Source organism: Candidatus Saccharibacteria bacterium, from assembly GCA_016432585.1.
In the GTDB taxonomy this organism is placed as follows: Bacteria; Patescibacteriota; Saccharimonadia; order Saccharimonadales; family Saccharimonadaceae.
Map to the genome: position 1 here is coordinate 271294 of CP066696.1, position 24008 is coordinate 295301.

23 protein-coding genes and 1 tRNA gene are annotated in these 24008 nt (G+C 46.9%); 16 read left to right on the top strand and 8 right to left on the bottom strand.

The features are described 5' to 3' along the window. Positions 1-16: 16 nt before the first annotated feature. Positions 17-1453 (top strand): exodeoxyribonuclease I, encoded by a 1437-nt coding sequence (gene sbcB / locus HZB75_01435; GenBank protein QQG51154.1) that lies wholly within the window; start codon positions 17-19, stop codon positions 1451-1453. On the opposite strand, the gene HZB75_01440 is transcribed toward sbcB, so the two are convergent. Further along, complete coding sequence (locus HZB75_01440; GenBank protein ID QQG51155.1) at positions 1450-1740, bottom strand: hypothetical protein; 291 nt, start codon at positions 1738-1740, stop codon at positions 1450-1452. The genes sbcB and HZB75_01440 overlap by 4 nt on opposite strands. Positions 1741-1854: 114 nt before the next feature. Between HZB75_01440 and HZB75_01445 the strand changes: the two genes are divergently transcribed. After that, on the top strand, positions 1855-2595 hold the full coding sequence (locus HZB75_01445) for a hypothetical protein (protein ID QQG51156.1): 741 nt from the start codon (positions 1855-1857) through the stop codon (positions 2593-2595). Positions 2596-2670: 75 nt separating this feature from the next. Next, positions 2671-5484, top strand: coding sequence for an excinuclease ABC subunit UvrA (gene uvrA, locus HZB75_01450; protein QQG51157.1), 2814 nt, complete (start codon positions 2671-2673; stop codon positions 5482-5484). Here the strand turns inward: uvrA and HZB75_01455 are convergent. Next, positions 5468-6160 carry a phosphatase PAP2 family protein gene (locus HZB75_01455; GenBank protein ID QQG51158.1) on the bottom strand — a complete coding sequence of 231 codons (693 nt, stop codon included), beginning with the start codon at positions 6158-6160 and terminating at the stop codon, positions 5468-5470. The genes uvrA and HZB75_01455 overlap by 17 nt on opposite strands. Positions 6161-6184: 24 nt before the next feature. Then, the gene (locus HZB75_01460; GenBank protein QQG51353.1) at positions 6185-6835 is read right to left on the bottom strand and encodes a VTT domain-containing protein; all 651 of its coding nucleotides are present in this window, start codon (positions 6833-6835) and stop codon (positions 6185-6187) included. A gap of 98 nt (positions 6836-6933) precedes the next feature. On the opposite strand from HZB75_01460, the gene HZB75_01465 reads away from it, so the two are divergent. After that, entirely contained in the window at positions 6934-7605 is a 672-nt protein-coding gene (locus HZB75_01465; protein ID QQG51159.1) for a 50S ribosomal protein L25, read from the top strand. A gap of 135 nt (positions 7606-7740) precedes the next feature. Continuing rightward, a complete protein-coding gene (locus HZB75_01470; GenBank protein ID QQG51160.1) occupies positions 7741-7995 on the top strand; it encodes a hypothetical protein in 255 nt (84 codons plus the stop codon). A gap of 83 nt (positions 7996-8078) precedes the next feature. Here the strand turns inward: HZB75_01470 and HZB75_01475 are convergent, their stop codons facing one another. Both HZB75_01475 and HZB75_01480 read right to left on the bottom strand, forming a co-directional pair. Further along, complete coding sequence (locus tag HZB75_01475; protein ID QQG51354.1) at positions 8079-9077, bottom strand: ABC transporter ATP-binding protein; 999 nt, start codon at positions 9075-9077, stop codon at positions 8079-8081. Positions 9078-9862: 785 nt separating this feature from the next. Continuing rightward, on the bottom strand, positions 9863-11623 hold the full coding sequence (locus tag HZB75_01480; protein ID QQG51161.1) for an ABC transporter ATP-binding protein: 1761 nt from the start codon (positions 11621-11623) through the stop codon (positions 9863-9865). Positions 11624-11794: 171 nt separating this feature from the next. Between HZB75_01480 and HZB75_01485 the strand changes: the two genes are divergently transcribed. Beyond that, positions 11795-12697 carry a rhodanese-related sulfurtransferase gene (locus HZB75_01485; GenBank protein ID QQG51162.1) on the top strand — a complete coding sequence of 301 codons (903 nt, stop codon included), beginning with the start codon at positions 11795-11797 and terminating at the stop codon, positions 12695-12697. Between the two features lie 53 nt (positions 12698-12750). On the opposite strand, the gene HZB75_01490 is transcribed toward HZB75_01485, so the two are convergent. Continuing rightward, entirely contained in the window at positions 12751-14457 is a 1707-nt protein-coding gene (locus HZB75_01490; protein ID QQG51163.1) for an MFS transporter, read from the bottom strand. 85 nt (positions 14458-14542) lie between these two features. On the opposite strand from HZB75_01490, the gene HZB75_01495 reads away from it, so the two are divergent. Then, on the top strand, positions 14543-15013 hold the full coding sequence (locus HZB75_01495; GenBank protein QQG51164.1) for a MarR family transcriptional regulator: 471 nt from the start codon (positions 14543-14545) through the stop codon (positions 15011-15013). Here the strand turns inward: HZB75_01495 and HZB75_01500 are convergent. Beyond that, positions 15010-15261, bottom strand: a complete 252-nt coding sequence (locus tag HZB75_01500; protein ID QQG51165.1) for a DUF4342 domain-containing protein — start codon at positions 15259-15261, stop codon at positions 15010-15012. The genes HZB75_01495 and HZB75_01500 overlap by 4 nt on opposite strands. Before the next feature lie 39 nt (positions 15262-15300). Between HZB75_01500 and HZB75_01505 the strand changes: the two genes are divergently transcribed. The 8 genes from HZB75_01505 to HZB75_01540 all read left to right on the top strand — a co-directional run bounded on the left by HZB75_01505 (position 15301) and on the right by HZB75_01540 (position 22111). Continuing rightward, positions 15301-16854, top strand: a complete 1554-nt coding sequence (locus HZB75_01505) for an excinuclease ABC subunit UvrC (GenBank protein ID QQG51166.1) — start codon at positions 15301-15303, stop codon at positions 16852-16854. A 38-nt stretch (positions 16855-16892) separates the two neighbouring features. Beyond that, positions 16893-17507 carry a prepilin-type N-terminal cleavage/methylation domain-containing protein gene (locus HZB75_01510; GenBank protein QQG51167.1) on the top strand — a complete coding sequence of 205 codons (615 nt, stop codon included), beginning with the start codon at positions 16893-16895 and terminating at the stop codon, positions 17505-17507. A gap of 37 nt (positions 17508-17544) precedes the next feature. Beyond that, entirely contained in the window at positions 17545-18750 is a 1206-nt protein-coding gene (locus tag HZB75_01515; protein ID QQG51168.1) for an aminopeptidase P N-terminal domain-containing protein, read from the top strand. 25 nt (positions 18751-18775) lie between these two features. Beyond that, positions 18776-19171 carry a phage holin family protein gene (locus HZB75_01520; protein QQG51169.1) on the top strand — a complete coding sequence of 132 codons (396 nt, stop codon included), beginning with the start codon at positions 18776-18778 and terminating at the stop codon, positions 19169-19171. Next, complete coding sequence (gene secG, locus HZB75_01525) at positions 19171-19407, top strand: preprotein translocase subunit SecG (protein ID QQG51170.1); 237 nt, start codon at positions 19171-19173, stop codon at positions 19405-19407. Before HZB75_01520 ends, secG begins: the two co-directional genes overlap by 1 nt. Before the next feature lie 14 nt (positions 19408-19421). Then, the gene (locus HZB75_01530; protein ID QQG51171.1) at positions 19422-21209 is read left to right on the top strand and encodes a peptide ABC transporter substrate-binding protein; all 1788 of its coding nucleotides are present in this window, start codon (positions 19422-19424) and stop codon (positions 21207-21209) included. A 34-nt stretch (positions 21210-21243) separates the two neighbouring features. Then, positions 21244-21330: transfer RNA gene (locus tag HZB75_01535), tRNA-Leu, on the top strand. A 97-nt stretch (positions 21331-21427) separates the two neighbouring features. Next, positions 21428-22111 carry a class I SAM-dependent methyltransferase gene (locus tag HZB75_01540; GenBank protein ID QQG51172.1) on the top strand — a complete coding sequence of 228 codons (684 nt, stop codon included), beginning with the start codon at positions 21428-21430 and terminating at the stop codon, positions 22109-22111. A 5-nt stretch (positions 22112-22116) separates the two neighbouring features. Here HZB75_01540 and HZB75_01545 read toward each other — a convergent pair whose 3' ends face one another. Next, on the bottom strand, positions 22117-22419 hold the full coding sequence (locus HZB75_01545) for a hypothetical protein (protein ID QQG51173.1): 303 nt from the start codon (positions 22417-22419) through the stop codon (positions 22117-22119). Positions 22420-22450: 31 nt separating this feature from the next. Here HZB75_01545 and HZB75_01550 point away from each other — a divergent pair, with 31 nt between their 5' ends. Then, positions 22451-23872 (top strand): hypothetical protein, encoded by a 1422-nt coding sequence (locus HZB75_01550; GenBank protein QQG51174.1) that lies wholly within the window; start codon positions 22451-22453, stop codon positions 23870-23872. Positions 23873-24008: the final 136 nt, after the last annotated feature.

Genomic DNA, 24008 nt, shown 5'->3' on the forward strand with positions numbered 1-24008 from the left:
TTGCTATGCTAGAGGTATGGCACAAACATTCTTCTTTTACGACCTCGAAACGAGCGGCCTCGATCCACGCCATGCGCGTATTATGCAATTTGCTGGTATCCGGACGGATATGGATTTGAATCCAGTGGGTGAACCCTATAATATCCTCATTAAACTTAGTGACGATACGTTGCCAAGCCCAGAGGCGCTTATGGTAACAGGTATTACGCCACAACAAACCCAGGCAGATGGCTATACCGAAGCCGAATTTGCTAAAATGCTGAACGATGATATCTTTACGCCTGAAACAGTGGCGGTAGGGTTTAATAGTATTCGATTTGATGACGAGTTTGTGCGACATCACATGTGGCGAAACTTTCATGACCCGTATGAATGGAGCTGGAAAGACGGTCGCTCTAGGTGGGACCTTTTAGATGTGGTTCGCATGACCCGAGCGCTGCGTCCGGAAGGTATTAACTGGCCGGTGGTTGATGGCAAGGCGTCTAACCGGCTCGAACTTCTTACGAAAGAGAATGGCATAGATCATCTTAAGGCGCATGATGCGCTTAGTGATGTCGAGGCACTTATTGCGGTGACGAAACTTATTAAAACCAAGCAGCCCCAGCTTTTTGGCTATCTTTTTGCAATGCGCGACAAGAAAAAAGTAAAAGAGTTGGTGAATCTTGATGATAAAAAACCGTTTATTTATACAAGCGGACGATATGATTCTGAGCACAACAAAACAACCGTGGCTTTTCCTCTGACGGCTGGCAAGAACGGCAATGTTATCGTGTATGATCTTCGCTATGATCCGTCGACGGTGATTGATCTGAGCCTTGAAGATTTGAAGAAAAAATTCTACGCTCCATGGGAAGAGCGCCAGAAGAGTGACTTTGTTCCATTGCCGGTAAAAGAGCTGCAGTATAACAGGGCGCCGGCGGTTGCGCCGCTTGGAGTCTTAGAACAGGCAGATGGCTGGAAAAAAATTCACCTCAACAAAGAGACGATCGAAAAACACAAAACAGCACTACTTCGTGCGCCGCATTTTGCCGAGAATATTCGCTCGCTGTTTGAGTCGCGGGCCGAATTTAAAAAATCACCTCACGCCGAGGCGCAGCTATACGATGGTTTTGTTGGCGACATGGATAGACTACGCATAGAAACAGTGCGTAATGCCGCCGAGCGTGAACTGGCCGATTTTAACCCCGACTTTGGAGATGAAAGATTGCCATCGCTGTTGCTTCGCTACAAAGCACGCAATTACCCGAAGAGTCTTAATGAAAACGAAGCTCACACCTGGGAATTATGGCGCGGCGCGTATATTGCATCGCAAATGCCGCAATTCATGAAATCGCTTCAGCGACTTTCGGCAACGGAAAAAGATGAAAATAAACAGTTTATTTTGCAAGAACTACAGCTTTGGGCTGAGAGTGTCATGCCAAGCGATATCGAAAACCAAGAGACCGAAAGCTAAACCTGTTCGAAACGGCGCTTAGGCATGCGCTTTTTGTGGAGAGCGGTTTTTTTAGCTGAGCGTTTATTTATGTAGACAATGTACGCTTCGATAGCCATGAACCGAAAGAGGATCAGCCATACAATACTGATAATACAAAGCAGCATGATGCTCGAAGGTATCGCATAGTTGGTGCCCGGTACGATGCCGGCGAGAAGAAAGAGAACGAGAGATTCGAAAATGCCCGAATTAAGCAGAACGACTAGCCCGAAACCCGCCACAACCGTTAAAATTACTACCTTTTTCACCAACCGCACCTCTTTTATAATATATACTTAAAGTCAATATAGCAGTTCTGTCAAAACCATGCAAAGATAAGCAGAATGGTGTTTTATGAATAGTTGATATATCATAGAAGCACTATGAAAACGTTTATTCTTACTAAGGTTCGTCTGAGTGTGCTGTTTGTGGTTCTATTTGTTATTTTCATGGTAGTTATTTCGATAATGCCGCAGATATCGTTTACCCGTGATACGCTTGCGCTTTTTTCGGTTAACTCGTTTTTATATGGATTTTATATTTCTCCAATCCTCGCAGCGCAAAAAACGCGCATTGAAGAACTGCACAAGATTGTTCGCGCCGAGGCGAATGCTATTTTTGCAATAATGCTTGCCATACGAACATTGCCCGAATCGATGAAACAAGAGATTAAAACGCGCATTACTTCGTATCTAAGAAAGACTTCTGACAACAACATGTTAGCTGCTGAAAAAGAATACGAAGATCTTATTAGCTATTGTGTCGATTACAAAGGCAAGCACAAAGAAGATGTTAATAAATTGCTTGAAAAACTGGTTGCGAACCAGCAAAACCGCACCAACTACGCTATGCAGGTAGGAAACAAGGTGTTTAGTAACGAGTGGATGGTGATGATTGTTTTGTTTTCGATCACGCTTGCATTCATCGTTATGATTGATACGGGCGGCGTTTTGGCGCTTGATATTGTGACCGCACTTTTGTGTACGGGGCTTACCATGCTGGTGTTTATTCTGGTAAAACTCAGTACGTTAACTCACAAAAAAGCCCGACGTGTATGGCAGCCGTTTAAGGTGCTGATGGCGTCGAAATACTATCGTATCGACGAAGTTGTTGCGGACGAATAATTCCCTAGATCTACAAAAAGGTTGACGTTTAGCGGGGTAGGAGGATCATTGCTTTTCGTGGTATAATTAGTTGTTATGCCAGAGGTTATTCGCGTTACAGGTGCCCGCGAGCACAACTTAAAAAATATCAGTGTGGAGATTCCACGAGATAAGCTGGTGGTTATCACTGGTCTTTCTGGTTCGGGAAAATCGAGCCTTGCTTTTGATACCATTTATGCGGAAGGTCAGCGCCGCTACGTTGAGAGTCTCTCAAGTTATGCACGCCAGTTCCTTGGAATTATGGACAAGCCAGATGTCGAATCGATCGAAGGCTTGAGCCCGGCTATCTCTATCGACCAAAAATCAACGAGCCGCAACCCGCGTTCGACCGTGGCGACAGTAACCGAAATCTACGACTATTTGCGTCTGCTTTTTGCGCGCATCGGTGTTCCGCACTGTCCTGTTTGTGGCAAAGAAGTTTCTCGCCGCACGCCTCAGGCGATTATCGATGAAGTAATGAAGATCGAAGATGGCGCTCGCCTGATGATTTTGGCACCGATCATTAAAGATAAAAAGGGTGAGTTTGCACACGTGCCAGAGCAGTATCGCCGTCTTGGTTTTGCGAGGGCTCGAGTTGACGGTGTTATATACTCGCTCGATGAATTCCCAGATCTGCAAAAAAGCTACAAGCACAATATCGAAATCGTCGTCGATCGTATCGCAATGAGTAAAGAAATCCTAGGGCGTGTGACGCAATCTATTGAGCAGGCGCTTGAGCTTGCCGATGGAGTGGTAGAGCTTTTGAACGCCGATAGTGACAGCATTACGGTATTTAGCCAGCGCTATGCTTGTGTCGATCACCCAAACGAGGATATTCCCGAGCTAGAGCCACGCCTCTTTAGCTTTAACGCGCCGCAAGGAGCATGCCCGGTGTGTACCGGACTCGGCAGCCGTCTTGAGGTTGATCCAGAGCTTGTGTTTAATCCTAATCTGACACTTGCCGAAGGTGCAATTCGCCCGTACAACCGTGTAAACAGCGACGCGTGGTACATGAAACGCCTTGCAAAAGTTGCCGAAGAACATGGGTTTAGTCTTAGCGTTCCTGTTGGCCAGCTTAAAAAAGATGATCTCGACAAGATCTTATATGGAACTGGCGATCAAAAATATACTGTATCACTTGGCAATGGCCGCCACTACGATGCCACGTACGAAGGCGTTATTCCAAATCTAGAACGTCGCCATAAAGAGACCGACAGTGAATTTATGCGCAAGGATATTGAACGGTTCATGCGCGAACGTCAATGTCATACCTGTAAAGGAGCCCGCCTTAAGCCTGTGGTGCTTGCGGTAACCGTCCACGATCTGAATATTATGGATATCTGTAACTTGGGTGTCGATGACGCACTTGATCTTTTCCGTAACGAGCTGAAGCTGACTGAACAAGAGCGGTTTATTGCGACGCAAATCATGAAAGAGATTACAGAACGTCTTGGGTTTATGAGTAATGTTGGGCTTAATTATCTTGAACTTGGCCGTGCTGCTAATACACTTTCGGGCGGTGAAGCGCAGCGTATTCGCCTAGCGACGCAAATTGGATCGGGCCTTCAGGGTGTATTGTATGTCCTTGATGAGCCTTCGATTGGTCTACATCAACGTGATAACGACCGTTTAATTGGTACGCTGAAACGACTTCGTGATCTTGGTAATACGGTACTTGTTGTTGAGCACGATGAAGATACAATTCGCCAAGCCGACTACTTGTTAGATATTGGCCCGGGCGCTGGTGTAGCGGGTGGAAACGTTGTTGCAGCGGGAACGCCTGCCGAGGTTGCGGCGCAAAAAGACAGCATTACCGGTAGGTATCTTGCAGGAACTGAAAAGATTGATGTGCCTAAAAAACGCCGAACAATTATGGCCGATCGTCAGCTTGTGATTCGTGGCGCTCGCGAAAATAATCTCAAGAATATTGACGTGGCATTTCCGCTGGGGGTTATGACTGTAGTAAGTGGCGTTAGTGGCAGCGGCAAATCAACCCTCGTGAATGATATCTTGGCAAAAGAACTTTCGGCACGGCTTCACCGCGCGCAGACTGTTCCTGGGGCGCACGAGAATATCGAAGGAATCAAACACCTCGACAAGGCGATTGTTATTGATCAGTCGGCAATCGGCCGCACGCCTCGTTCTAACCCTGCAACATATACGGGTGTATTTACGCCTATTCGTGAGTTGTTTGCGGGTACGCCCGAGGCTAATATTCGCGGCTACAAAGCCGGGCGATTCAGCTTTAACGTAAAGGGCGGTCGCTGTGAAAACTGTCAGGGTGATGGCGTTATTAAGATCGAAATGCATTTTTTGCCAGACGTGTATGTTACATGTGACGTTTGTAACGGTAAGCGTTACAACCGCGAAGCGCTCGAAATTAAATACAAAGATGCAACAATTAGCGATGTTTTAGAAATGACTGTCGAGCAAGCCGCGAAGTTTTTCGAGAATATTCCGGGCATTGCACGAAAATTAGACACGCTTGTAGAAGTTGGTCTTGGGTATATTCGCCTTGGCCAGCCAGCAACGACGTTTAGCGGTGGTGAAGCGCAGCGTATTAAACTAGCAACCGAGCTTTCGCGCCGTGCGACCGGTAAAACTTTGTATATTCTCGACGAGCCGACAACTGGTCTTCATAGCGCCGATGTGAAGCGCCTTATTGTGATTTTGCAAAAACTGATTGAAGGCGGCAACAGCATGGTGATTATCGAACACAATCTCGACGTCGTTAAGTCGGCTGATCATGTTATCGACATGGGCCCTGAAGGCGGTGTTGGTGGTGGTGTGGTGGTTGCTAGCGGTACGCCAGAAGAAATCACTAAGGTTGCCGCTTCGTTTACGGGCAAATATCTTAAAGATCTTCTGTAGTCTGCGGACGGAATCGCCTGGTCTGAAGGCGGTCGGCGGCCATAATAATGGCGAGCACGACAAGTGCAAGACATATCGATGCCGTAACGTCGGTTAGCCAGTGATAGCCTAGGTAAAGACGGCTAGCAGCAATAAGAATTGTACAAATGATTGCTCCGGCGAGCCATGAGTAGAATGTTTTCACCGTGGCGCGTCGTGAATATAGAAAATAACCAATGATAAGCGCAAGAACAGCGACGCCATAGGTGTGATTTGAGGGAAAGGCAAAGCCCGTCTCCAGCGGCAATATCATGTCGGCTTCGGGTGGTCGCGATCGTTCAATGATTGTTTTTATAAGTGTCGAAACAACAAAGGCAATCGCTAGCGAAAGTGAAACGAGTGCTGGTCGCCAATATTCTTTTTTGTGCCACGCCCAAACGACAGACCCCAGCGCAGTAACTCCGAGCAGCAGGTAGGGGTCGAATAAGAAGGTGACGAATTCCATAAACTGAGTCATGCCGGCTGTTCGATTGGCGACGAACCAATCGTGGACAATCACGTCCCATGACGCCAGGCCTGTGTTACTGCGCACTCCTGCGTAAATAATCGCAATCAGGGTAAGGCCCGTGATAAAAAATGCAAGAGCCACAAGCAAATTACGTGGTGTTGAACTACGATACGACTGCGGATTGAACATCTGTTACTGCGGCCTTTCTTACTTTTACTTTCTCCTAAGAAGAATCTTGATTTGTTTTTTTGTACCGTTCCATATCGAATAGCGACGGTCTTTATCTTTAAGAATATGAATAGCTGGGGGAAGTACCGATGAGATAAGAATGACGAGAATAATCGGTAGAAGAACGGTATCAATCTCGATTCCCATGCTGTGAAGTACTTCACCGATATAGAAGCCGGCGTAGGTAATGCCTACCGCCCACAAAAGCGCGCCGATAACGTTGAAAGTAAGAAAGCTTTTGTATTTCATTTGTCCAACGCCTGCGACAATCGGTGCGAAGGTGCGAACCACAGGAATAAAGCGTGCAATAACAATAGTTATACTGCCATGCTTTTCGTAGAATTCTTTTGCCTTTTCGATGTTTTCTTGTCGGAAGAGAAGGGAATTAGGCCGTTTGAATATCTTTGGCCCGATACGACGCCCAAATAAATAACCAACGCCGTCGCCAATAACTGCGGCGAGGAACATAATGACAACAAAAAAATGAATATCAAAGTCGAGCTTGCCCGCACTCATAAGGAAGCCGGCGCTAAAAAGAAGACTGTCTCCTGGTAAGAAAAAGCCAATCAACAGCCCGCTCTCGGCAAAAATAATAAGTGCAATAACAAGTGTCACTATCCACGGCCCGGTGGTCATGGCAAATTCTGTAAGGTCAAATCCAGGTATCATAACTCCACCTATTTTAGCATGAGAGCCGAAAATGGTATAATGGTAAAAGACCGATTAGGAGGACTATGAACGAAATTTCACTGAAATTAACCGAACGTACAGTAGTAGGAAAAAAGATGGATGCGCTACGGCGCGAAGGAATGATTCCAAGCGTTGTTTATGGCGGCAAGGCCGAGCCGATTGCAACACAATCTCCAATGGTTGAGACAACGAAAGTTGCAAAGCAAGCAGGCAAGCACTCGCCCGTCCACCTTATGATTGGCGATAAAAAGAAGCTCGCGATTATTAAGAGTATCGATATTGATCCTGTAAAGCACATGGTTCGCCACGTAGCGTTTCACACGATCAAACAGAACGAAACAATTACTACCGAGGTGCCAATTGTACTAACTGGTCTTGGTGAGAGTGCCGCAGAGCGCGCCGGCTTGGTGGTGCTTCAGGCAATTGAAAAGATTGAAGTTAAGGCAATTCCAGCCAAACTACCTGAATCACTAGAAATGTCGATTCTTGAACTGACAACCGACGAAGACAAGTTGACACTTGCGGATGTTAAACTTCCAGAAGGTGTTGAATTTGCTTCGAACGACCAAGATATGGATTTGGTTGTTGCAAATGTTTACGAGCCAAGCGCACTTCAGGCGGCAAACGACGCGGCTGGTGGTGATGCTGAAGATGAGTCTGAGGTTGAGTCTGAGAATGGTGAGTCAACGGAAGAAAAAGAAGAGCCAGCAAAATAGAATAAGCTCTGGAATTTAAAAAACGCCCTTGCTTTTGCTAGCGAGGGCGTTTTGCATAAAAGCTTATTGTATGCTATAATATAAAAATGGCCAAGAGACGAGGATACTCTCGACTCTCTATCCGAAGGAGAAGCCATGACTCAAGAGATCGAATTCGTCGTGCTGAGCACCGTCGCCATCGTCGTAAGCTGCCCGGGTGCCACCCACTACAAGGTGGGCGAGGCCATGGAGCGCAGCGGACTGCTGATGCCGAACGGCTTCACGACGGCGAGCACGCTGCCGAACACGGCTGTCATGATGCCCGCTGCGGGCGTCAACCAGGCCACGGTGATGACTCGGCTCCTGAAGGAGATCGAGAGTCTCGTCGCCAGCGGCGAGGTTCGCATCTGATCTGTCCTGTCCGCCCGAAAAGAGCCCATAAGATATAAAATTATATCTTATCGCTGGCCTTTTCGGGCGGGCTCTTTTCGTCTCTATTCCTCGATAAACCCGCCGGATTGGTGAGCCCAAAGCTTGGCGTAGATACCCTTTTGTTTTATAAGTGCCGAGTGAGTACCTTCTTCGGCAATCTGGCCTTTATCGAGCACGATAATACGGTCGAGGTCGGCGATAGTGCTAAGACGGTGTGCGACAACGATTGATGTACGGTTTTTCATAAGTTTTGCGAGTGCGTCCTGAATGAGTTTTTCGCTTTCGCTATCGAGCGCAGAGGTTGCTTCGTCGAGAATAAGAATCGGCGCGTCTTTTAGGATTGCCCGGGCGAGCGCGATTCGCTGGCGTTGCCCACCCGAAAGTTTAACCCCACGTTCACCAACGACCGTATCGAGTCCGCTTGGAAGATCTTTTATAAACTCGTAGGCGTTGGCGCGCTTAACCGCCGAGAATATTGCTTCGTCGGTAGCCTCTGGGTGGGCGTAGGCGATATTTTCGCGTAGTGTACGGTGAAACAAAAAAGGTTCCTGGGGCACGTAAGCAATCGAAGCTCGCAGGCTTTTTTGCGTTACCTCCGAAATATTCTGGCCATCAATAAGAATCGCGCCATCTGAAACATCGGCAGAGCGAAGTAAGAGTTTCGTAAGTGTGGTTTTACCGCCGCCACTTGAGCCCGCAAGACCAATACGTTCACCTGGTTTAATTGAAATTGAGATATTCTGAATAACTTTTGTCTTCTTGTTATCGGCATAGCCAAAGCTGATGTTTTGCAGTTCGACACCGCCCTTTTTTACGACAAGATCAGCGGCATTTGGCGAATCCTTTATCTCGGGCTGTTCATCGAGAATATCCGTAATGTTTGATGCATCGAGAAATAGCTGCTCCATCCCACGAATAATTGGGGTAATTTCAAATAGTGAACTTGTGAGACGACCTAGATAGGTGACGGCAAACACAAGCGCGGCAATCGTGACATTACCTGTGGTAAACAGCCAAATACACACACCCATTGTAATAAGCTGAAATGCAAAAAGGGTCATCTGTCGGGTAATTGATTCGCGCTGGAAGATATCGATTTCTTTGTGTACGACATGTTCAATTTTTGTGCGGTCACGAATAACGCGCTCGACTTCGCTATTGCCCATCGCAAAATAACGAACGATCTGAAGATTACCTAAGATATCAGCCACGGTGCCATTTAACTGCGAAACCAAACGTTTACGCTTGTGGCGTAATGTTCGGCGCGACGATACGGCAACCATACTGCGCCATACTAGAAAGAATGTTCCAAGACTAAGTGGAATAAGGAGTATCGGCGACATGATACCGATAATAATGAGGCTTGCGATAAAGTTGATAGTGATACCGCTGGCCTGCAGGAAAAGAATGTCAAGGAAAGTGCCGATTGAGCCGCTAAACGTACTGACGTCGCCCGCCAGTGACCCAACCTTACGGTTGGCAAAAAACTGATCGCTGTGAAGCATCAGGTTTTCGGTTGCTCTCCGCAGTAGTGACGTTTTCATCTTTTCTTCGTGGAGGAAAAGTTTTAAAAAGCCGAGTTGCGCGGTAATAAGCGCAAGAATCGACACGACCGTCGCGATGCCCAAAAGAAGCGCTGGATATTGCCAGTTGCTTGGGTGGGTAATCAGCGACTGGATAATCAAGCTAAATATAAACGGCAGAATAACAAGGTACAAAAGGCGGTTGATCGGTATCATTACCGAATACATCGCCAGTGATTTTTTGTCCTTGAGGATTTCTTGCTTATAAATAGCGAGCGTTTTTTTGATTGTTTGTTTGCTGGCTAGGTTACGCTCGGTCATGATTATTCCTCGGTGTCTTCTTCTATAAAGCCGCCAGATTGGTGCGACCACAGCTTCGAGTATGTTCCTTTTTGTTCAAGCAGGCGTGTGTGCGAGCCTTGCTCACTGATCGTTCCGTTTTCAAGTACGACAATGCGATCGAGCTTTGCAATAGTTGAAAGCCGGTGTGCAATAACAATGCTCGTGCGGCCTTTCATGAGTTTTTCGAGGGCATCTTGAATTAACTTTTCGCTTTCACTATCGAGCGCAGAGGTTGCTTCGTCGAGGAGAAGGATAGGCGCGTCTTTTAAGATGGCGCGGGCAATAGCAATACGCTGGCGCTGGCCACCCGAAAGCTTCACGCCTCGCTCGCCAACCATTGTATCAAGGCCTTCGGGCAGCTTTTCGATAAACTCGATAGCATTGGCTTGACGTGCAGCCTCTAGAATATCCTCGTCGGTAACATTCTTTTTACCATAGGCGATGTTATCGCGCAGGCTACGGTGAAAGAGCATAGGCTCTTGCGGAACGTAGGCAATACTTCGGCGGAGCGATTCCTGGGTAACTTCGGCAATGTTTTGGTCGTCGATAAGAATCGCGCCACTCTCGATATCTGAAAAACGCAAAAGAAGCCGCGATAATGTGGTTTTGCCAGAACCAGAATGCCCAACAAGTCCGATTCGCTCGCCTGGTTTGACGCGAAGAGAGAACTTATCAAAGAGGTTCTCGTTGCTGCCGTCGTGCGCAAAGGTAACGTCTTTAAAGTCGATCGCACCTCTACTGACCGAAATTGGCGTATCGGTTTTATTAACGACAGTTGGCTCGAGCTGTAGAATCTCGGTCATGTCATGCGCATCACCCATAATACGGTTGTAGTTGCGCATAATACTGTTCATCTCCCATAGCTGGCGTCCCACGGTAAACGTATAAGTAATACTTAGGTATACCGTCCCAATCGAGATGATATTGTGTTCGGAAGCCCAAATAGCACCAACTAGTGCAACAACGTTGAGAACGCTAATAAGAAGTGAATAGCCGCTGCTGACCGCCAAAAAACCGCGCATTGTTGAGAGACTCTTTGAGCGCCAATCAGATGCTTTTTCAGTAAGTGTATCGAGCTCTATTTGTTCGGTGCCATGTGATTTTATAGTAACGACATTCGTAACGGCATCTGCAACGTATGCATTTGTTGCCGTGCTTGCTTGCGCCTCTTCTTTGTTTCGCACTGCGAGAAACTTTGAACCCCAAAAAACGGTGATTGCAAAGACGATAGAAAGAACGAAAAGAAAAACTGCGTACTGCCAAAAAACGAAACTCAAAATAACCGTGGCAGCTACAACGCTTGCGAGCGATGGCATGATTTGAAAAATGATTGTATCCCAAAAACGTTCAAACGCGCCAATCATTTTGGTCGTTTGTGATACAAGGGCGCCACCAAAACGGTTTGAATGAAAGGTGAGGCTCTGTTCGGTTAGGCTAGAGAAAATCCGGCGGTAAAGATCACGCTGTGCTGCCGTTTCCATGGTCCAGGCAAAGTATAGGTTAAGACGCCAGCCGATAATTTGGCCATAGATTTGGGTTGCCGTGTACGCAATGATAAGCGGCATGGCGGCGTTTAGTGATACCGACCCAGTTTGGAGCTGATTGAGCAGTTCCGAGATAATATAAGGTCCAAAAAATGAACCAATGACCGTGGTTGCGGCAGAACCAACAAGAGTTAGTAGTGTACGAGCGGGGTATTTCATTGCCGTATGCCACAGCAATGAGATGATTTGTTTTTGCATAAGTTTTCCTTAGCATGTGAAATTTAATGTTTGTATCGCTAGTGGTTCGGCCGTCCGAACGTGAACGAATAGAGGATCAGCGATTGATCATAGTGCTACCAGTATAGCAACCGACGTTACGCCGCACAAGCGTATATGCTAAAAACTCTAAAAAATGGTATAATTGCACGTATGCAAAAAATCATTCTTTACTATAAGTTTACGCCAATTAGCGACGAGGCGGCAGTAAAACTATGGCAAAAAACGTTGTGCGATAGTCTTAATCTTCGTGGGCGTATTCTTATTTCTAAGCACGGCATTAACGGTACACTCGGCGGTGATATCGAAGACGTAAAAAAATATATTAAAGCAACAAAACAGTACGATGGCTTTAAGAACATTGTCTTTAAGTGGAGCGACGGTGGTCGTGAAGAGTTTCCTCGTATGAGCGTAAAGGTTCGCCCTGAAATTGTCGCGTTCGACGCAGCAGATGAGCTGAAAGTTGATGAAAATGGAGTTGTTGGCGGTGGTGTTCATCTAAAACCAAAACAAGTGAACGAGCTTGTTGAAAAACGTGGTGACGAAGTAGTGTTTTTTGACGGTCGCAATGCCCATGAAGCGGCAATTGGCAAATTCAAAAATGCAGTTGTCCCAGATACGCATACCTCGCGTGATTTTATCCGCGAATTAGAAAGCGGCAAATATGATGACCTTAAAGATAAGCCGATCGTCACGTATTGCACGGGCGGTATTCGCTGCGAAATTTTATCGAGCCTCATGAAAAACCGCGGCTTTAAAGAGGTATATCAGATAGATGGCGGTATCGTAAAATACGGCGAAACATTTGGCGACGATGGATTGTGGGAGGGGAGTCTACGCGTATTCGACGACCGCATGACGGTTGATTTTAGCGACCACGCTGCAGTTATTGGCGAGTGTAGCCATTGCGGCGGCCAAACCAACAACTACGAAAACTGCGCCTGGGCAAATTGTAACGATCTAGTGTTAATCTGCCTGTTCTGCAAGCAGAACCCAGACCTTTTGTTCCACAGTGACATGTGTCGCGACAAGGCAAAAATAGGGGCAACTGCCTAAGGTACATATAAAAATAGCCAAGCGATTGCCTGGCTATTTTTTATGCTCACGGATTAATGTCCGGCTTGCATGGCTTCGGGTCGAATGTGTCGCGGAAGCATGAAACTCATCACGAATGTCACCGCTATAAGGATTCCTTCGTAGATAAGCCCTGCGCGAAATGCGTTGGCAAAGTTATCTGCGTTGGCCTTTTTAACACTTTCCTCTATGATGCTACCAATTTTTTCTGACATAGGGTTAGCGGGCTGACCTTCAAGTGCTTCGCAGCTTTCAGGTGTTTCGCTGGCGTCTTTTTGTTTTGCGCTGTCGGTGTAACATTCCTTTGCGCCCTCGATAATTGGAGATTGCATTTGTTCAGGAATGTTTGCCGCTGTTAGTTCGCTGCGGATGTTCGATTCAACCGACGTAAAGCTTGCTTCGGCGTTGTGCGAAAGCTGGCCAAAGAAGATAACGCCGATAAGCGCGATACCAATTGCGCCACCAAGCTGCTGAACGGCGTTCATAACGCCAGACGCAGAACCAGCGTGACGAGGATCGACGTCGGTAAGAACGAGCGCGAAGATAGGTGCCATAATTAGGCCCATACCAAGTCCGGTAATAAGTAGGCCTGGCGTAAACTGCAGAGGTGCAGTGTCTAGACCGTTCTGCTGAACGGTAATATAGGTAATCGCAAGTCCAATTGCCATAACAATCGCACCAACACTTAGCGCATAACGGCCAAGTTTTGGAATAAGCTTTTGGCCGAAAAGGCCGATACTTAGCGCGATACCGACGGCCGTCGGAATACCCGTAAGGGCAGCGGTAATGATCTCGTAGCCAAGACCAATTTGTAGGAGCAAGGTGAATGGTAGGAAGAATCCGGCCATTGCTGACTGAAACACGATATTAACGGTCAGACCTTTTATGAACGAACCAGTCTTAAGCAGGATCGGTGCCATAAGAGCCGACTGGTCGATTGAATCTTTGCGTTTTTGCCACCATATAAATAGGGCGAATACAGGAAGGGCAAGGAACATCATAATGAATGTCCAAATTGGCCAGTCAAGTTCGCGCCCCTGAATAAGTGGAAATACGATAAGGAACATTGCGACCATAATAAGGCCGGTGCCCCACATATCGAGCTTTAGTGGGTGTGACGATTTACCTTCAGGAAGGTATTTCATAGCCATAAGTAGCGCAAAGATACCGACAGGAATGTTTATCAAGAAGATTGGCCGCCAGTCGAGTCCGGCAATATTTGCGTGGATAAGAATACCACCAATAACCGGTCCCATAGACGCGGCGATTCCGGCAAGCGCGCCAAATAGTCCCATAACTCCTGCGCGTTCATGCGGTTTGAACATCACCTGCATAAGCGACATTACTTGCGGCACCATAAGCGCGGCCATGGCACCTTGCACGAGTCGGGCACCAATAAGCACCTCAGGGTTCCAGGCAAATCCACAAAGAAGTGAGGCAAGCGTAAAGCCACCAACTCCAATGAGGAACATTTTTTTATAGCCAAAGACGTCGCCCATGCGTCCACCTGTTACCAAAAGGACGGCGAAGGCGAGGGCATAGCCGGCGATCATCCACTGGATAGATGCAAAGCTTGCACCTAACCCGCTTTGGATCGACGGAATGGCAATGTTAACAATAGTTGTGTCGAGGAGGTCCATGACAAAAGCAAGGGCGACAACGACAAGTGCGATCGTGCGCTGCTTGTGGGTAAATTTGCCCGCATGATGCAACGCCGAATGCGTAGGATGTTCGGTTGACATGTTGTTCTTTCCAATTTATACTATACGAAATAGTTTATTTAATAATTATCTTAGATTGTAAGATAATTCGAAAGTCGAGTCAACTATGAAATCCAAAAAAGAATTAGTAGAAGAACTCAACCAGTCAATGCAGCGCGCCGGTACCCTTACCGTGCTTCATACGAATGCTATCGCCGACAAGATTGGCCTTAGTGCAACAGAATTCGAGTCGATGGATGTTATTACCAGGTACCAGCCAATGAGTGCTGGAAAACTTGCGGCAAAGTGCGGGCTAACAACAGGCGCAATTACTGGCGTTATTGATCGCCTAGAGCGCGAAGGTCTGGTAACGCGAACACGTGACCCTAAAGATCGCCGCCGCGTGTTTTTAAAACCCGTCGACGACGAAGAAAAAAGCTGTATTGTACGCGATGCATATGCGCCGCTAAGTGAGGCATATCATCGTATTGTTAGCAAATGTACGCCCGAGCAACTTGCATTTTTGGTGCAAATTCACGACGAGCTCAACGACGCCGTTGAGACAATTATTGAAGATATGCGAACGAAGCGCGCTTAGTCTTCGCGGCGTTCAACAATAAGCGTGCATTTGGTAACAAGCGCAGCAATAGCCCCGACTGCGGCAAGAACTGGTGCAAGCACCACCCCAACAACGCCAATAGTAAGGGGCAGTTCAATAAGGGTTTTGCCGTCTTCGCCTTTAATAATAATGCGGCGGATATTGCCTTCATTGATAAGTGACTTAACTTTTGCGAGTAATTCCTCGCCGTTAACGCTGAACTCTTCGGTTTTTTTATCTGCTGTCATACTATCAGTATACTCTAAATAAAAAGGTATAATACAACTATGAACGAAGCCCACAAGGCAAAACTAGCCACACTTCCTCGCAGCCCTGGGGTTTATTTTCATAAGTCAAAAACCGGCGAGATTATTTACGTTGGCAAAGCGGCAGTATTAAAAAACCGTGTGCGACAATATTTCCAAAACCAACGTGACATGGATATAAAAACCCGCGCTTTAGTTGCCGAGATCGATGACACCGACTGGATTGAAACCGAGAGCGAAATCGACGCGCTGTTTCTTGAAAGCGAGATGGTCAAGCGGTATATGCCGCGCTACAATATATTGCTTCGCGATGATAAGTCGCAAACTTTTGTGCGTATTGATATGAAAAACGAGTGGCCGCACGTCGAATTTACGCGTAATCCTGCCGACGATGGAGCAGATTACTACGGCCCCTACTACAATGGCTATGCAGTTAAAAAGGCGCTTCGTTATCTGCGTAAAACATTTCCGTATTACACAAAAACGCCAACAAGCGGCCGACCAGATCTCGACGTTCATATTGGGCTTAGCCCAAAGCCCGGCACGACAAGCGAACAATACAAAGCCACGCTTCGCAATCTTGTTCGGTACCTAAAGGGCGAGCGTGTGGCGCTGGTGCGCGAACTGGAACGTGATATGAAAACGGCCGCGGGGTTACAGGACTTTGAAGCGGCGGCAAGTTTTCGCAACAAACTGAATAATCTTCGTGAGCTGCAACGTCGCATTATGTTTGGCGATAAGGAGTTTTTGAATATCAGCAAAGACCGTGCGCTGAGTGATCTTCGTGATTTACTTGGCCTTGAAAAAACGCCAGCTCGAATAGAGGGGTACGATATTTCGCACATGAGCGGCACGAATGTCGTGGCAAGTATGGTGGTATTTACGAACGGTGTGAGCGACCGTGCAAACTATCGCAAGTTCAAAACCCGTATCGAACACAACGACGATGTTTATAATATGCACGAGACAATTAGCCGGCGTTTTAGCGAAAAAAATATCAAGGCATGGGGAATGCCAGATCTACTTTTGATTGATGGCGGGAAAGGGCAGCTCGATGCCGCTTTGCGGGCGCTCGAGGAGCGCAATGTCAAAGTACCTGCGATCAGCATTGCCAAGCGAGAAGAAGAAGTGGTTGTTCATAAAGCCCGCTCGAATGTTAATTTGGAAAAAATGACGGAACTACTAAACGATCCGATTCCTGGCGTGCTTGTTATGAATTCGGGCGAATATCTTATTGTTAATTTGCACGCCGGACAGCTGAACGCATCGCCCCATTCAAAAAACCTTCGTGGAGGCTCAACTCACAGTACGTATTCCGACGTCACGAAGCTGTTCCAGCGCATTCGCGACGAATCACACCGTTTTGCAGTCAGCTATCATACTGTTTTAAAACGCGCTAAACAAACAGCGAGTAATCTTGAGGATATTCCCGGTGTCGGTCCGACAACCCGCAAAAAACTTATCCGTACATTTGGTAGTCTTCGTGGTGTTCAGGCGGCAAGCCTTGAGCAGCTTGCCGGTGCCGTTGGCGAGGCGAAGGCTAAAATTATCTCAAAGTATTTGCCGCCCAAGTAACGCTTATGCTATAGTGACGGAAAAGGAACTGATCGAATATGGGCATCTTCGATAGGCAACGCGAGAACAAATCGGGCTTTACCATCATCGAATTGTTGGTTGTTATTGGAGTTATTGGTATTTTGATTGGTCTTGTGGCGGTCTACTATCCTAATTATCAAATGCGCACGCGTAATTCCGAACGAAAAAGCGACCTTTCCCAGCTGGCGACGGCGCTTAACGGCTATGCACTGCAAAAAAATAATCATGTCGGTCCTGGCAGTGGTTGTGGTTTTTTGGGTGATGGTAGCGGTTGGCTAAACCTCAATAACGACAATAGTGGCGGCTGGTATCCAAAATCTATTCCAAAATGTTTGCAAGAGGCTGGTCTTTTGAAGACAGAAGACGATATTCTTGATCCGACAGGGTGTCGATCAGACACGGGGGGTATTTGTGGTACGTACCTTACTACCCCGACAACGGCATATATGAAAGCATCCTGCACAAAGAACGGGCAACCGATCGTCTATGTTATGGCGCATCTTGAGGGCGAACCGCGAAAAGATGCCGAAGTTGACGCACTTTGTGACACAAATAGTATTGCCTGGTTTAATCCTACAAGTCAAAAGTGGGGAACAAATTACGGTATGAATTACTGGGTTGTCGTAAAATAGACGCCGTGCCCGATTACGATGTATCATGGTGATAGATATGAAGGATTTTTTTACCGCCAACCGCGAACAGCTTGTTGCAAAACTTAATGGCGGGGTAGTGGTGCTATCGGCGTATGCGAGCATGCAGCGGGCGAACGACTTTGCCTACATGTTCGAGCAAGAATCTAACTTTTGGTGGCTTACTGGTATAGAATCTCCGGATTGGCAGCTAATTATAGACGGCACGCGCGGAAAATCCTGGGCGGTTGCTCCGTACCGAAGCAATTCTTCGGAGATTTTCGATGGTAGCCTGTCGCCCGACGACGCACTTAAAGTAAGTGGCGTTAGCGAGGTTATTACGCACGACAAGGCAATAGTGCTTCTTCGAGATTTAGCCAAAAAGCATAGTGTCGTATACACTCTTGGGGAGCCGCCTTATGCTGAGTATTTTGACTTTGTTCAAAACCCGGCGCCTAAAAAAATCCACGATCTTTTGAATAGGACATTTAGTTCTGTGCAGGACTGTCGAAAAGAATTGTCGCAACTTCGGGCAATAAAGCAGCCCATTGAAATAACGCTTATTAAAAAAGTAGTAAATCTGACGGTCGATGCTTTCGAAATTGTTAAAGAAAAGCTCCCCGAAATGGGCTACGAATACGATGTAGAAGCGGAGTTTTCTTACCATTTTCGAAAGAACGGTGCCGTAGGTCACGCTTACGATCCTATCGTTGCCTCTGGAAAAAATGCTTGCACGTTGCATTATATTAAAAACTCCGCAAAGCTTAAAAAACGGGACTTATTACTACTGGATATCGGGGCGCGCAGACAGGGTTATGCAGCGGATGTCTCACGTACCTATGCGCTTGGTGAGATCTCAAAGCGCCAGCAGGATGTTCATTCGGCTGTTAGTGCCGCTCATGCAGAAATTATCAGCCTTTTGAAGCCAGACTATTCCGTAGAGCAGTACCAGCGCGATGTCGATGAAATCATGACGAATGTCCTAATGAGTCTTGGTCTTATGAAAGATGCCAAAGATGAAAAAAACTATCGAAAGTATTTTCCACATGCAATCAGTCATGGCTTGGGGATTGATCCTCATGATAGTCTTGGAGGTCCCCGCTTTTTTCAACCGAACATGGTGCTTACTGTTGAACCTGGGGTTTATATACCCGAAGAAGGTATTGGGGTGCGTATTGAAGACGATATCCTTATTACGACTACAGGAAACACGAATTTAAGCGGTCGTCTCTCGACAGAACTATAAATTATCGCTATAGTAGAGGTAACGTATGAAAAAACAATTTTTTGTGTTTGTCCTTCGTTGGATATTAAACTCGATAGGGTTATGGATTGCTGTGCGTATCTTTGGTACGGGTTACAGCGATAGCGAACTTGCAACGGGCGTTTGGGTTTTCTTGCTCGCCGGGTTGATATTCTCGGTTATAAACACGATACTTCGCCCTATTGTTATTATTTTGTCACTTCCGGCAATCTTGCTCACCCTTGGTCTATTTACTATCATCGTTAACGGCTTTATGGTGTATGTGTCGCTCATGCTGGCACCAGGGCTTCATATGACATTCTGGAACTCTGTTCTTACGGGAATCGTTCTAAGTTTGGTAAACTATATAGTAAGCAGCGCGCTAGAACTTCAATACGAGCGCCAACAGGAGGGACGACACTAATGAATATTGACAGCATTTTACAAACAATTACCGTAGGATCATCTATTTTGATGATACTTGCGATTTTACTTCAGCAGCGTGGCGCGAGCCTTGGTGCTGGCTTTGGTAGCTCGGGGGAACTTTACACAACACGCCGTGGGCTCGACAAAAACTTGTTCGAAGCAACGATTGTTCTTGCAGTTATCTTCATTCTTTCTATCCTTGTCGGCCTTCTTTTACCAGCATTTAATCTTTAAAATAAGGGGGCAGTGTGGCAGACGAAAAACGTGGATGGCAGCAGTTTCGTGAGCTAAGTTTTGATAAAAAAAAGCTGTCTCGGCGTGTCAAAAAAGCCGAAGGCGCAACGACGCGGCACGCGCACAAATTTATCGTTACTCGTCTCGATAACATTCGATCCGTTCGTCGGCATATCATTAGCTGGCTGCTTCTTGTTGGCGTTATGATTGTGGCCGTTGGCGCGCAGTATTTTTGGTTTCAGCAAAGCTATCAAACCGTAGCTGCTGCCAGGGGTGGTACCTATGCCGAGGCGTCGCTTGGGCCGATTGAAACGCTCAATCCGCTTTATGCGTCTTCTAGCTCCGAGATTGTGGCAAGCAGACTCCTCTTTTCGTCGCTGTATAATTACGATTCCACAGGATATCTACACGGTGATCTTGCTGAAAACATGCAGGTTGATAAAACCAAAACAATCTACACGCTAAAAATTCGCTCAGACGCAAAATGGACAGACGGTACTCGCCTTACCGCGGGTGATGTTGCGTTTACTGTTAACCTCATAAAGAACCCCGAGACCCGTTCGGCACTTCGCGTTAACTGGCAAGATGTGACTGTTAAGGCGCTTGATGATATGACCGTTCAGTTTAAGCTACCGGCAGTGTACGCAGCATTCCCGAACGCGTTAACGTTTGCCGTGTTGCCACGTCATATTCTTGAAACGGTCGACCCTGGTGCGGTACGCGAGAATACCTATAGCCAAGATCCTATCGGAAGTGGTCCGTTTAGCTTGCGACTACTGCAAAGTACATCCAATCATAAAATCGCCCACCTTGCCGCAAGCGAAAACTATTATGGCGGAACGCCTATGCTCAGTAGGTTTGAAGTCCATGCTTATACTAGTCAAGATGATATTTTCCGCGCCCTAAAGACAGGTGAGGTGTCGGCAGCAGCAGATCTGACTGGCGTAAACTCGTCGCAAATAGATACGCACAATTACGATATTACGGCGCAGGCGATTAATAGCGGCGTTTACGCTATGTTTAATATGGATTCCCTTGTTCTCAAGGACAAGACTGTACGCGAAGCGCTACGCTTAGCGACCGACACAAAGACCGTTCGCGACGCACTGACAACTCCCGTTGGAAAACTAGATTTGCCAGTACTCGAAAGCCAGGTTAGCGGAGTGGGGCTTGCGACGGTGCCGACCCCAAATGCTGATCAAGCCGCGGCGCTACTTGAAAAACGCGGCTGGGTGCTGAAAGATGGCGTGCGTACGAAAGGCGCGCAAAAATTGCAGCTAACCGTCGCAACAACAAAGAATGCTCAATACGAAAAGGCGCTCGAGGCAGTTACTGGTCAGTGGCGAAAAATTGGCGTTGCTGTAACAACAAATATCGTTGATACTGCCGATCCATCGACTAATTTTGTGCAAAATGTCTTGCAGGCTCGTAACTACGACGTACTCTTGTACGAACTGTTTATTGGCGCAGACCCAGATGTTTATGCGTACTGGCACTCTTCGCAAATTGGCATGAGAGGCTACAACTTCTCTAACTATGCCAACAGCATATCAGACGCGGCGCTTGCAAGCGCAAGGTCGCGCACCGAACCAGCTCTTCGTGCGGCAAAATACAAATCTTTTGTTCGCCAATGGGTAAATGATGTTCCTGCAGTTGGGCTATACCAGCCGGTTTCTGAATATGTTGTTAATAAGCATGTTAAATCGGTTGATGTTTCCAATAAGCTTATTTCAGCATACGATCGCTTCTCGAATGTTCTCGATTGGAGCGTTAACCAGAAATCGGTTTACAAAACACCGTAACTTCGTTATAATTATCGAGGTTAAACACCCTTATGCGCGAATGGCGGAATTGGTAGACGCGTCAGCTTGAGGGGCTGGTGTCCTTCGGGACGTGGAGGTTCAAGTCCTCTTTCGCGCACCACGATAGAATTATACACAGAAAAATGCTCCATAATCGGAGTATTTTTATTTTGAAGAGTTCTACGGAGGTGATGCACCGATGGTGTATCATAGTATTTATGATTGATTTACAGAACTTCTGGAATAAGAATAGCGCGCGCATACCTGATGATAAAGGCCATTCACTTTATGCTGCCGAAAAAGAGCAGGACTTCCCTAAAGCAGCAAAAGTATGCGATCTGGGAGGCGGAACGGGTACAGATAGTATTTATTTTATCGAGAAAGGGCATGATGTTGTTCTTGTTGACATCGCCGATGAGCCATTAGAAAAAGCATTTGTCCGAGCGAGCGAGCTTGGCGTAGCTGATAAGCTGAAGACGGTTCAGTGTGACTTTAGTTACGGCAAATTACCGCTAGACGATGACACATTCGATGTCGTGTATTCTCGTTTGGCGTTGCATTACTTTGAGTCTGAAGTACTCGCTCGCTTGTTTGCAGAAATATACAGGATTCTGCGTAAAAACGGGAAGACATACCTTACGCTTAAATCGCCTGATGATGCGGTCGAAATGGAATTTTTAGCAACTACCGCCACCGAACAAGAAGAAGGTGTATTTAATGAGGATGGCCGTCTTAAGACCCGCTACACGATCGAGCGCCTTGAAAAAATACTTGCCGATGCCGGTATTCCCACCGAGAGCTTTAAGGTCGTTGCTTACACCGAAAAACTAGGTAATAGCAATGATATAGTGAAATCTGGCGTCGATACGTTTGTGGTAAATCAAGTAATTATCACAAAATAAACGGTCTAAGTCTCTGTAAGATTGTCAGCAAGATCATCGAGCAGGGCATCTACTTCGTCTGATGCAACCGATTCCATTCCTTTGATGGTGGGAATCGTTTTGTGTAAGATAGTATCTCGCACTAGAATCATCTCGCGCTCATCTAAATCGTCTAAAGATAGATTTCCAAGATTGTTCTCATCAATTTCTTGAAGCAATTTTTTAAGACGGGCATCGGCAATATGCCCTGCCGTCGTCGTTATGATTAAGTAACCGAGCGAATTTCCAGCGCTCCAAAATTTATTCTTGTAGTAAATAGATACTGCCATGTGAGATCAGTATAGCGAGGATAAGGGATTTGTGAAAGATGGTGGGCTGACATTTGCCATGATTTGTCTCACACATTCCTTTACAAAAAACCATCAATTGTCGATAATAGAGAAAAGCATAACCGCAGCAACGAAAGACAATACGACCATGGCTCGACTTCCACAACCTGGTTCCGATAGTGACGTTTGGGGCGATATCCTGAACGAATATCTGAGTGTGGCGCATGCCTCTGACGGCTCGCTTAAATCGGGGATATCTGCCGATAAGCTGGTTGATGGTTCGACGAACAAGGTGTTTACTGCGGCGAATGAAACAACGCTAGCTTCGCTTGCGCCCGTTGCGACTTCTGGCGCGTACAGCGACCTAACAGGCAAGCCAGCAACGGCAAATCCAACACTTATTATTGCCGATGACGCACCAGCTAGCTGGAAGCTTGCCGCGGGTGTGCAACTCGATGGTACAGATGATGCCGCAGCGCTAACGACTGCCATAAATAATGGCCCCGTTGTGTTATCGCCAGGCACATTTACGCTTAACGAGCCTATTAGCGTTACGGCGACAAATCCACAACTTGTCGGCCAAGGGTGGTCGAGCGTGCTAAAAATCGCCGACGGAACAAACGACTGGGCTATGATTTTTACGCCGGGAGGCGATGGTGTTCGTGGACTTTTTGCAAACTTTACAATAGATGGTAACTCAACCAACCAAACGGCCGGCGGGGGGATTCATGCCCGCGGCGCCGTGCAATCGGAATTTCACTTCATTCATTTTCTAAATTGCTACGATGCTGGGCTGTGGCTGGCTGCCTTTCCAGATGCTGCATTTGGCCATCATAACAAAGTAACTTCGTGTCTATTCGATGCAACGATTGCGTCTCCTGGGATTGGCCGGGGAATGCTTGTCACGAGCAACGACGAAAACTATGTTCGTTCCGAATTTCAATTTTTGGGCGGTACTGGCTCGCCTACGTATGCAGTACGAGATATGAGTGGTCTCAACACCTATCACGCAAGTGTATTTGTGGGTGGGCGCAATGATATGGGCGGTATTGAACTGCGCGACGGTCAAAGATCGAAGGTGGTAAATTGTTCGTTCGATGGTGTCAGCGGAACGAACGTCTTTGTCGCTTCGTCTTCAGCGCATATTATCAATGACAATATGTTTACATCTGTGGCCGATCAAGCAGCGAGCGCGGGAACATATTCTGGAATTCGCCTAGAATTTGCCGTTACAGAGTGTGTCGTGACAGGAAATATCCTCGAGACATCTGGCACGGCAGGCAGAACTCACAGTTTGATCCGCGAAGATGGCTCGGGTGGTACGGGCATAAATATCGTCAAGCATAACGTGCTGCGACAGTCGGGTTCAGGGACGCCTTCGTTCGGCTTTACGGATATGTCGGGAACGGGTTCGTTGGTTGCCGATAATGCAATAAACGGTACTATCGTTTAGTTGAAGTAGTAACTACCAAAGGCGCGTAACGGCGTCTTTTTAAGTTTACTTTCAGCAGATATTGACATAAGCGCAATATTGTGATAGTATAATATGTAGTATCAATGAAGGCTTGTGAGAGGGCCGACAGAGAGTT

Bases quoted from the DNA above. Each gene is read 5' to 3' on its own strand.
- sbcB (QQG51154.1), top strand. From the start codon at position 17: ATGGCACAAACATTCTTCTTTTACGACCTCGAAACGAGCGGCCTCGAT.
- HZB75_01445 (QQG51156.1), top strand. From the start codon at position 1,855: ATGAAAACGTTTATTCTTACTAAGGTTCGTCTGAGTGTGCTGTTTGTG.
- uvrA (QQG51157.1), top strand. From the start codon at position 2,671: ATGCCAGAGGTTATTCGCGTTACAGGTGCCCGCGAGCACAACTTAAAA.
- HZB75_01455 (QQG51158.1), bottom strand. From the start codon at position 6,160: ATGTTCAATCCGCAGTCGTATCGTAGTTCAACACCACGTAATTTGCTT.
- HZB75_01460 (QQG51353.1), bottom strand. From the start codon at position 6,835: ATGACCACCGGGCCGTGGATAGTGACACTTGTTATTGCACTTATTATT.
- HZB75_01465 (QQG51159.1), top strand. From the start codon at position 6,934: ATGAACGAAATTTCACTGAAATTAACCGAACGTACAGTAGTAGGAAAA.
- HZB75_01470 (QQG51160.1), top strand. From the start codon at position 7,741: ATGACTCAAGAGATCGAATTCGTCGTGCTGAGCACCGTCGCCATCGTC.
- HZB75_01475 (QQG51354.1), bottom strand. From the start codon at position 9,077: ATGACCCTTTTTGCATTTCAGCTTATTACAATGGGTGTGTGTATTTGG.
- HZB75_01480 (QQG51161.1), bottom strand. From the start codon at position 11,623: ATGCAAAAACAAATCATCTCATTGCTGTGGCATACGGCAATGAAATAC.
- HZB75_01485 (QQG51162.1), top strand. From the start codon at position 11,795: ATGCAAAAAATCATTCTTTACTATAAGTTTACGCCAATTAGCGACGAG.
- HZB75_01490 (QQG51163.1), bottom strand. From the start codon at position 14,457: ATGTCAACCGAACATCCTACGCATTCGGCGTTGCATCATGCGGGCAAA.
- HZB75_01495 (QQG51164.1), top strand. From the start codon at position 14,543: ATGAAATCCAAAAAAGAATTAGTAGAAGAACTCAACCAGTCAATGCAG.
- HZB75_01500 (QQG51165.1), bottom strand. From the start codon at position 15,261: ATGACAGCAGATAAAAAAACCGAAGAGTTCAGCGTTAACGGCGAGGAA.
- HZB75_01505 (QQG51166.1), top strand. From the start codon at position 15,301: ATGAACGAAGCCCACAAGGCAAAACTAGCCACACTTCCTCGCAGCCCT.
- HZB75_01510 (QQG51167.1), top strand. From the start codon at position 16,893: ATGGGCATCTTCGATAGGCAACGCGAGAACAAATCGGGCTTTACCATC.
- HZB75_01515 (QQG51168.1), top strand. From the start codon at position 17,545: ATGAAGGATTTTTTTACCGCCAACCGCGAACAGCTTGTTGCAAAACTT.
- HZB75_01520 (QQG51169.1), top strand. From the start codon at position 18,776: ATGAAAAAACAATTTTTTGTGTTTGTCCTTCGTTGGATATTAAACTCG.
- secG (QQG51170.1), top strand. From the start codon at position 19,171: ATGAATATTGACAGCATTTTACAAACAATTACCGTAGGATCATCTATT.
- HZB75_01540 (QQG51172.1), top strand. From the start codon at position 21,428: ATGATTGATTTACAGAACTTCTGGAATAAGAATAGCGCGCGCATACCT.
- HZB75_01545 (QQG51173.1), bottom strand. From the start codon at position 22,419: ATGGCAGTATCTATTTACTACAAGAATAAATTTTGGAGCGCTGGAAAT.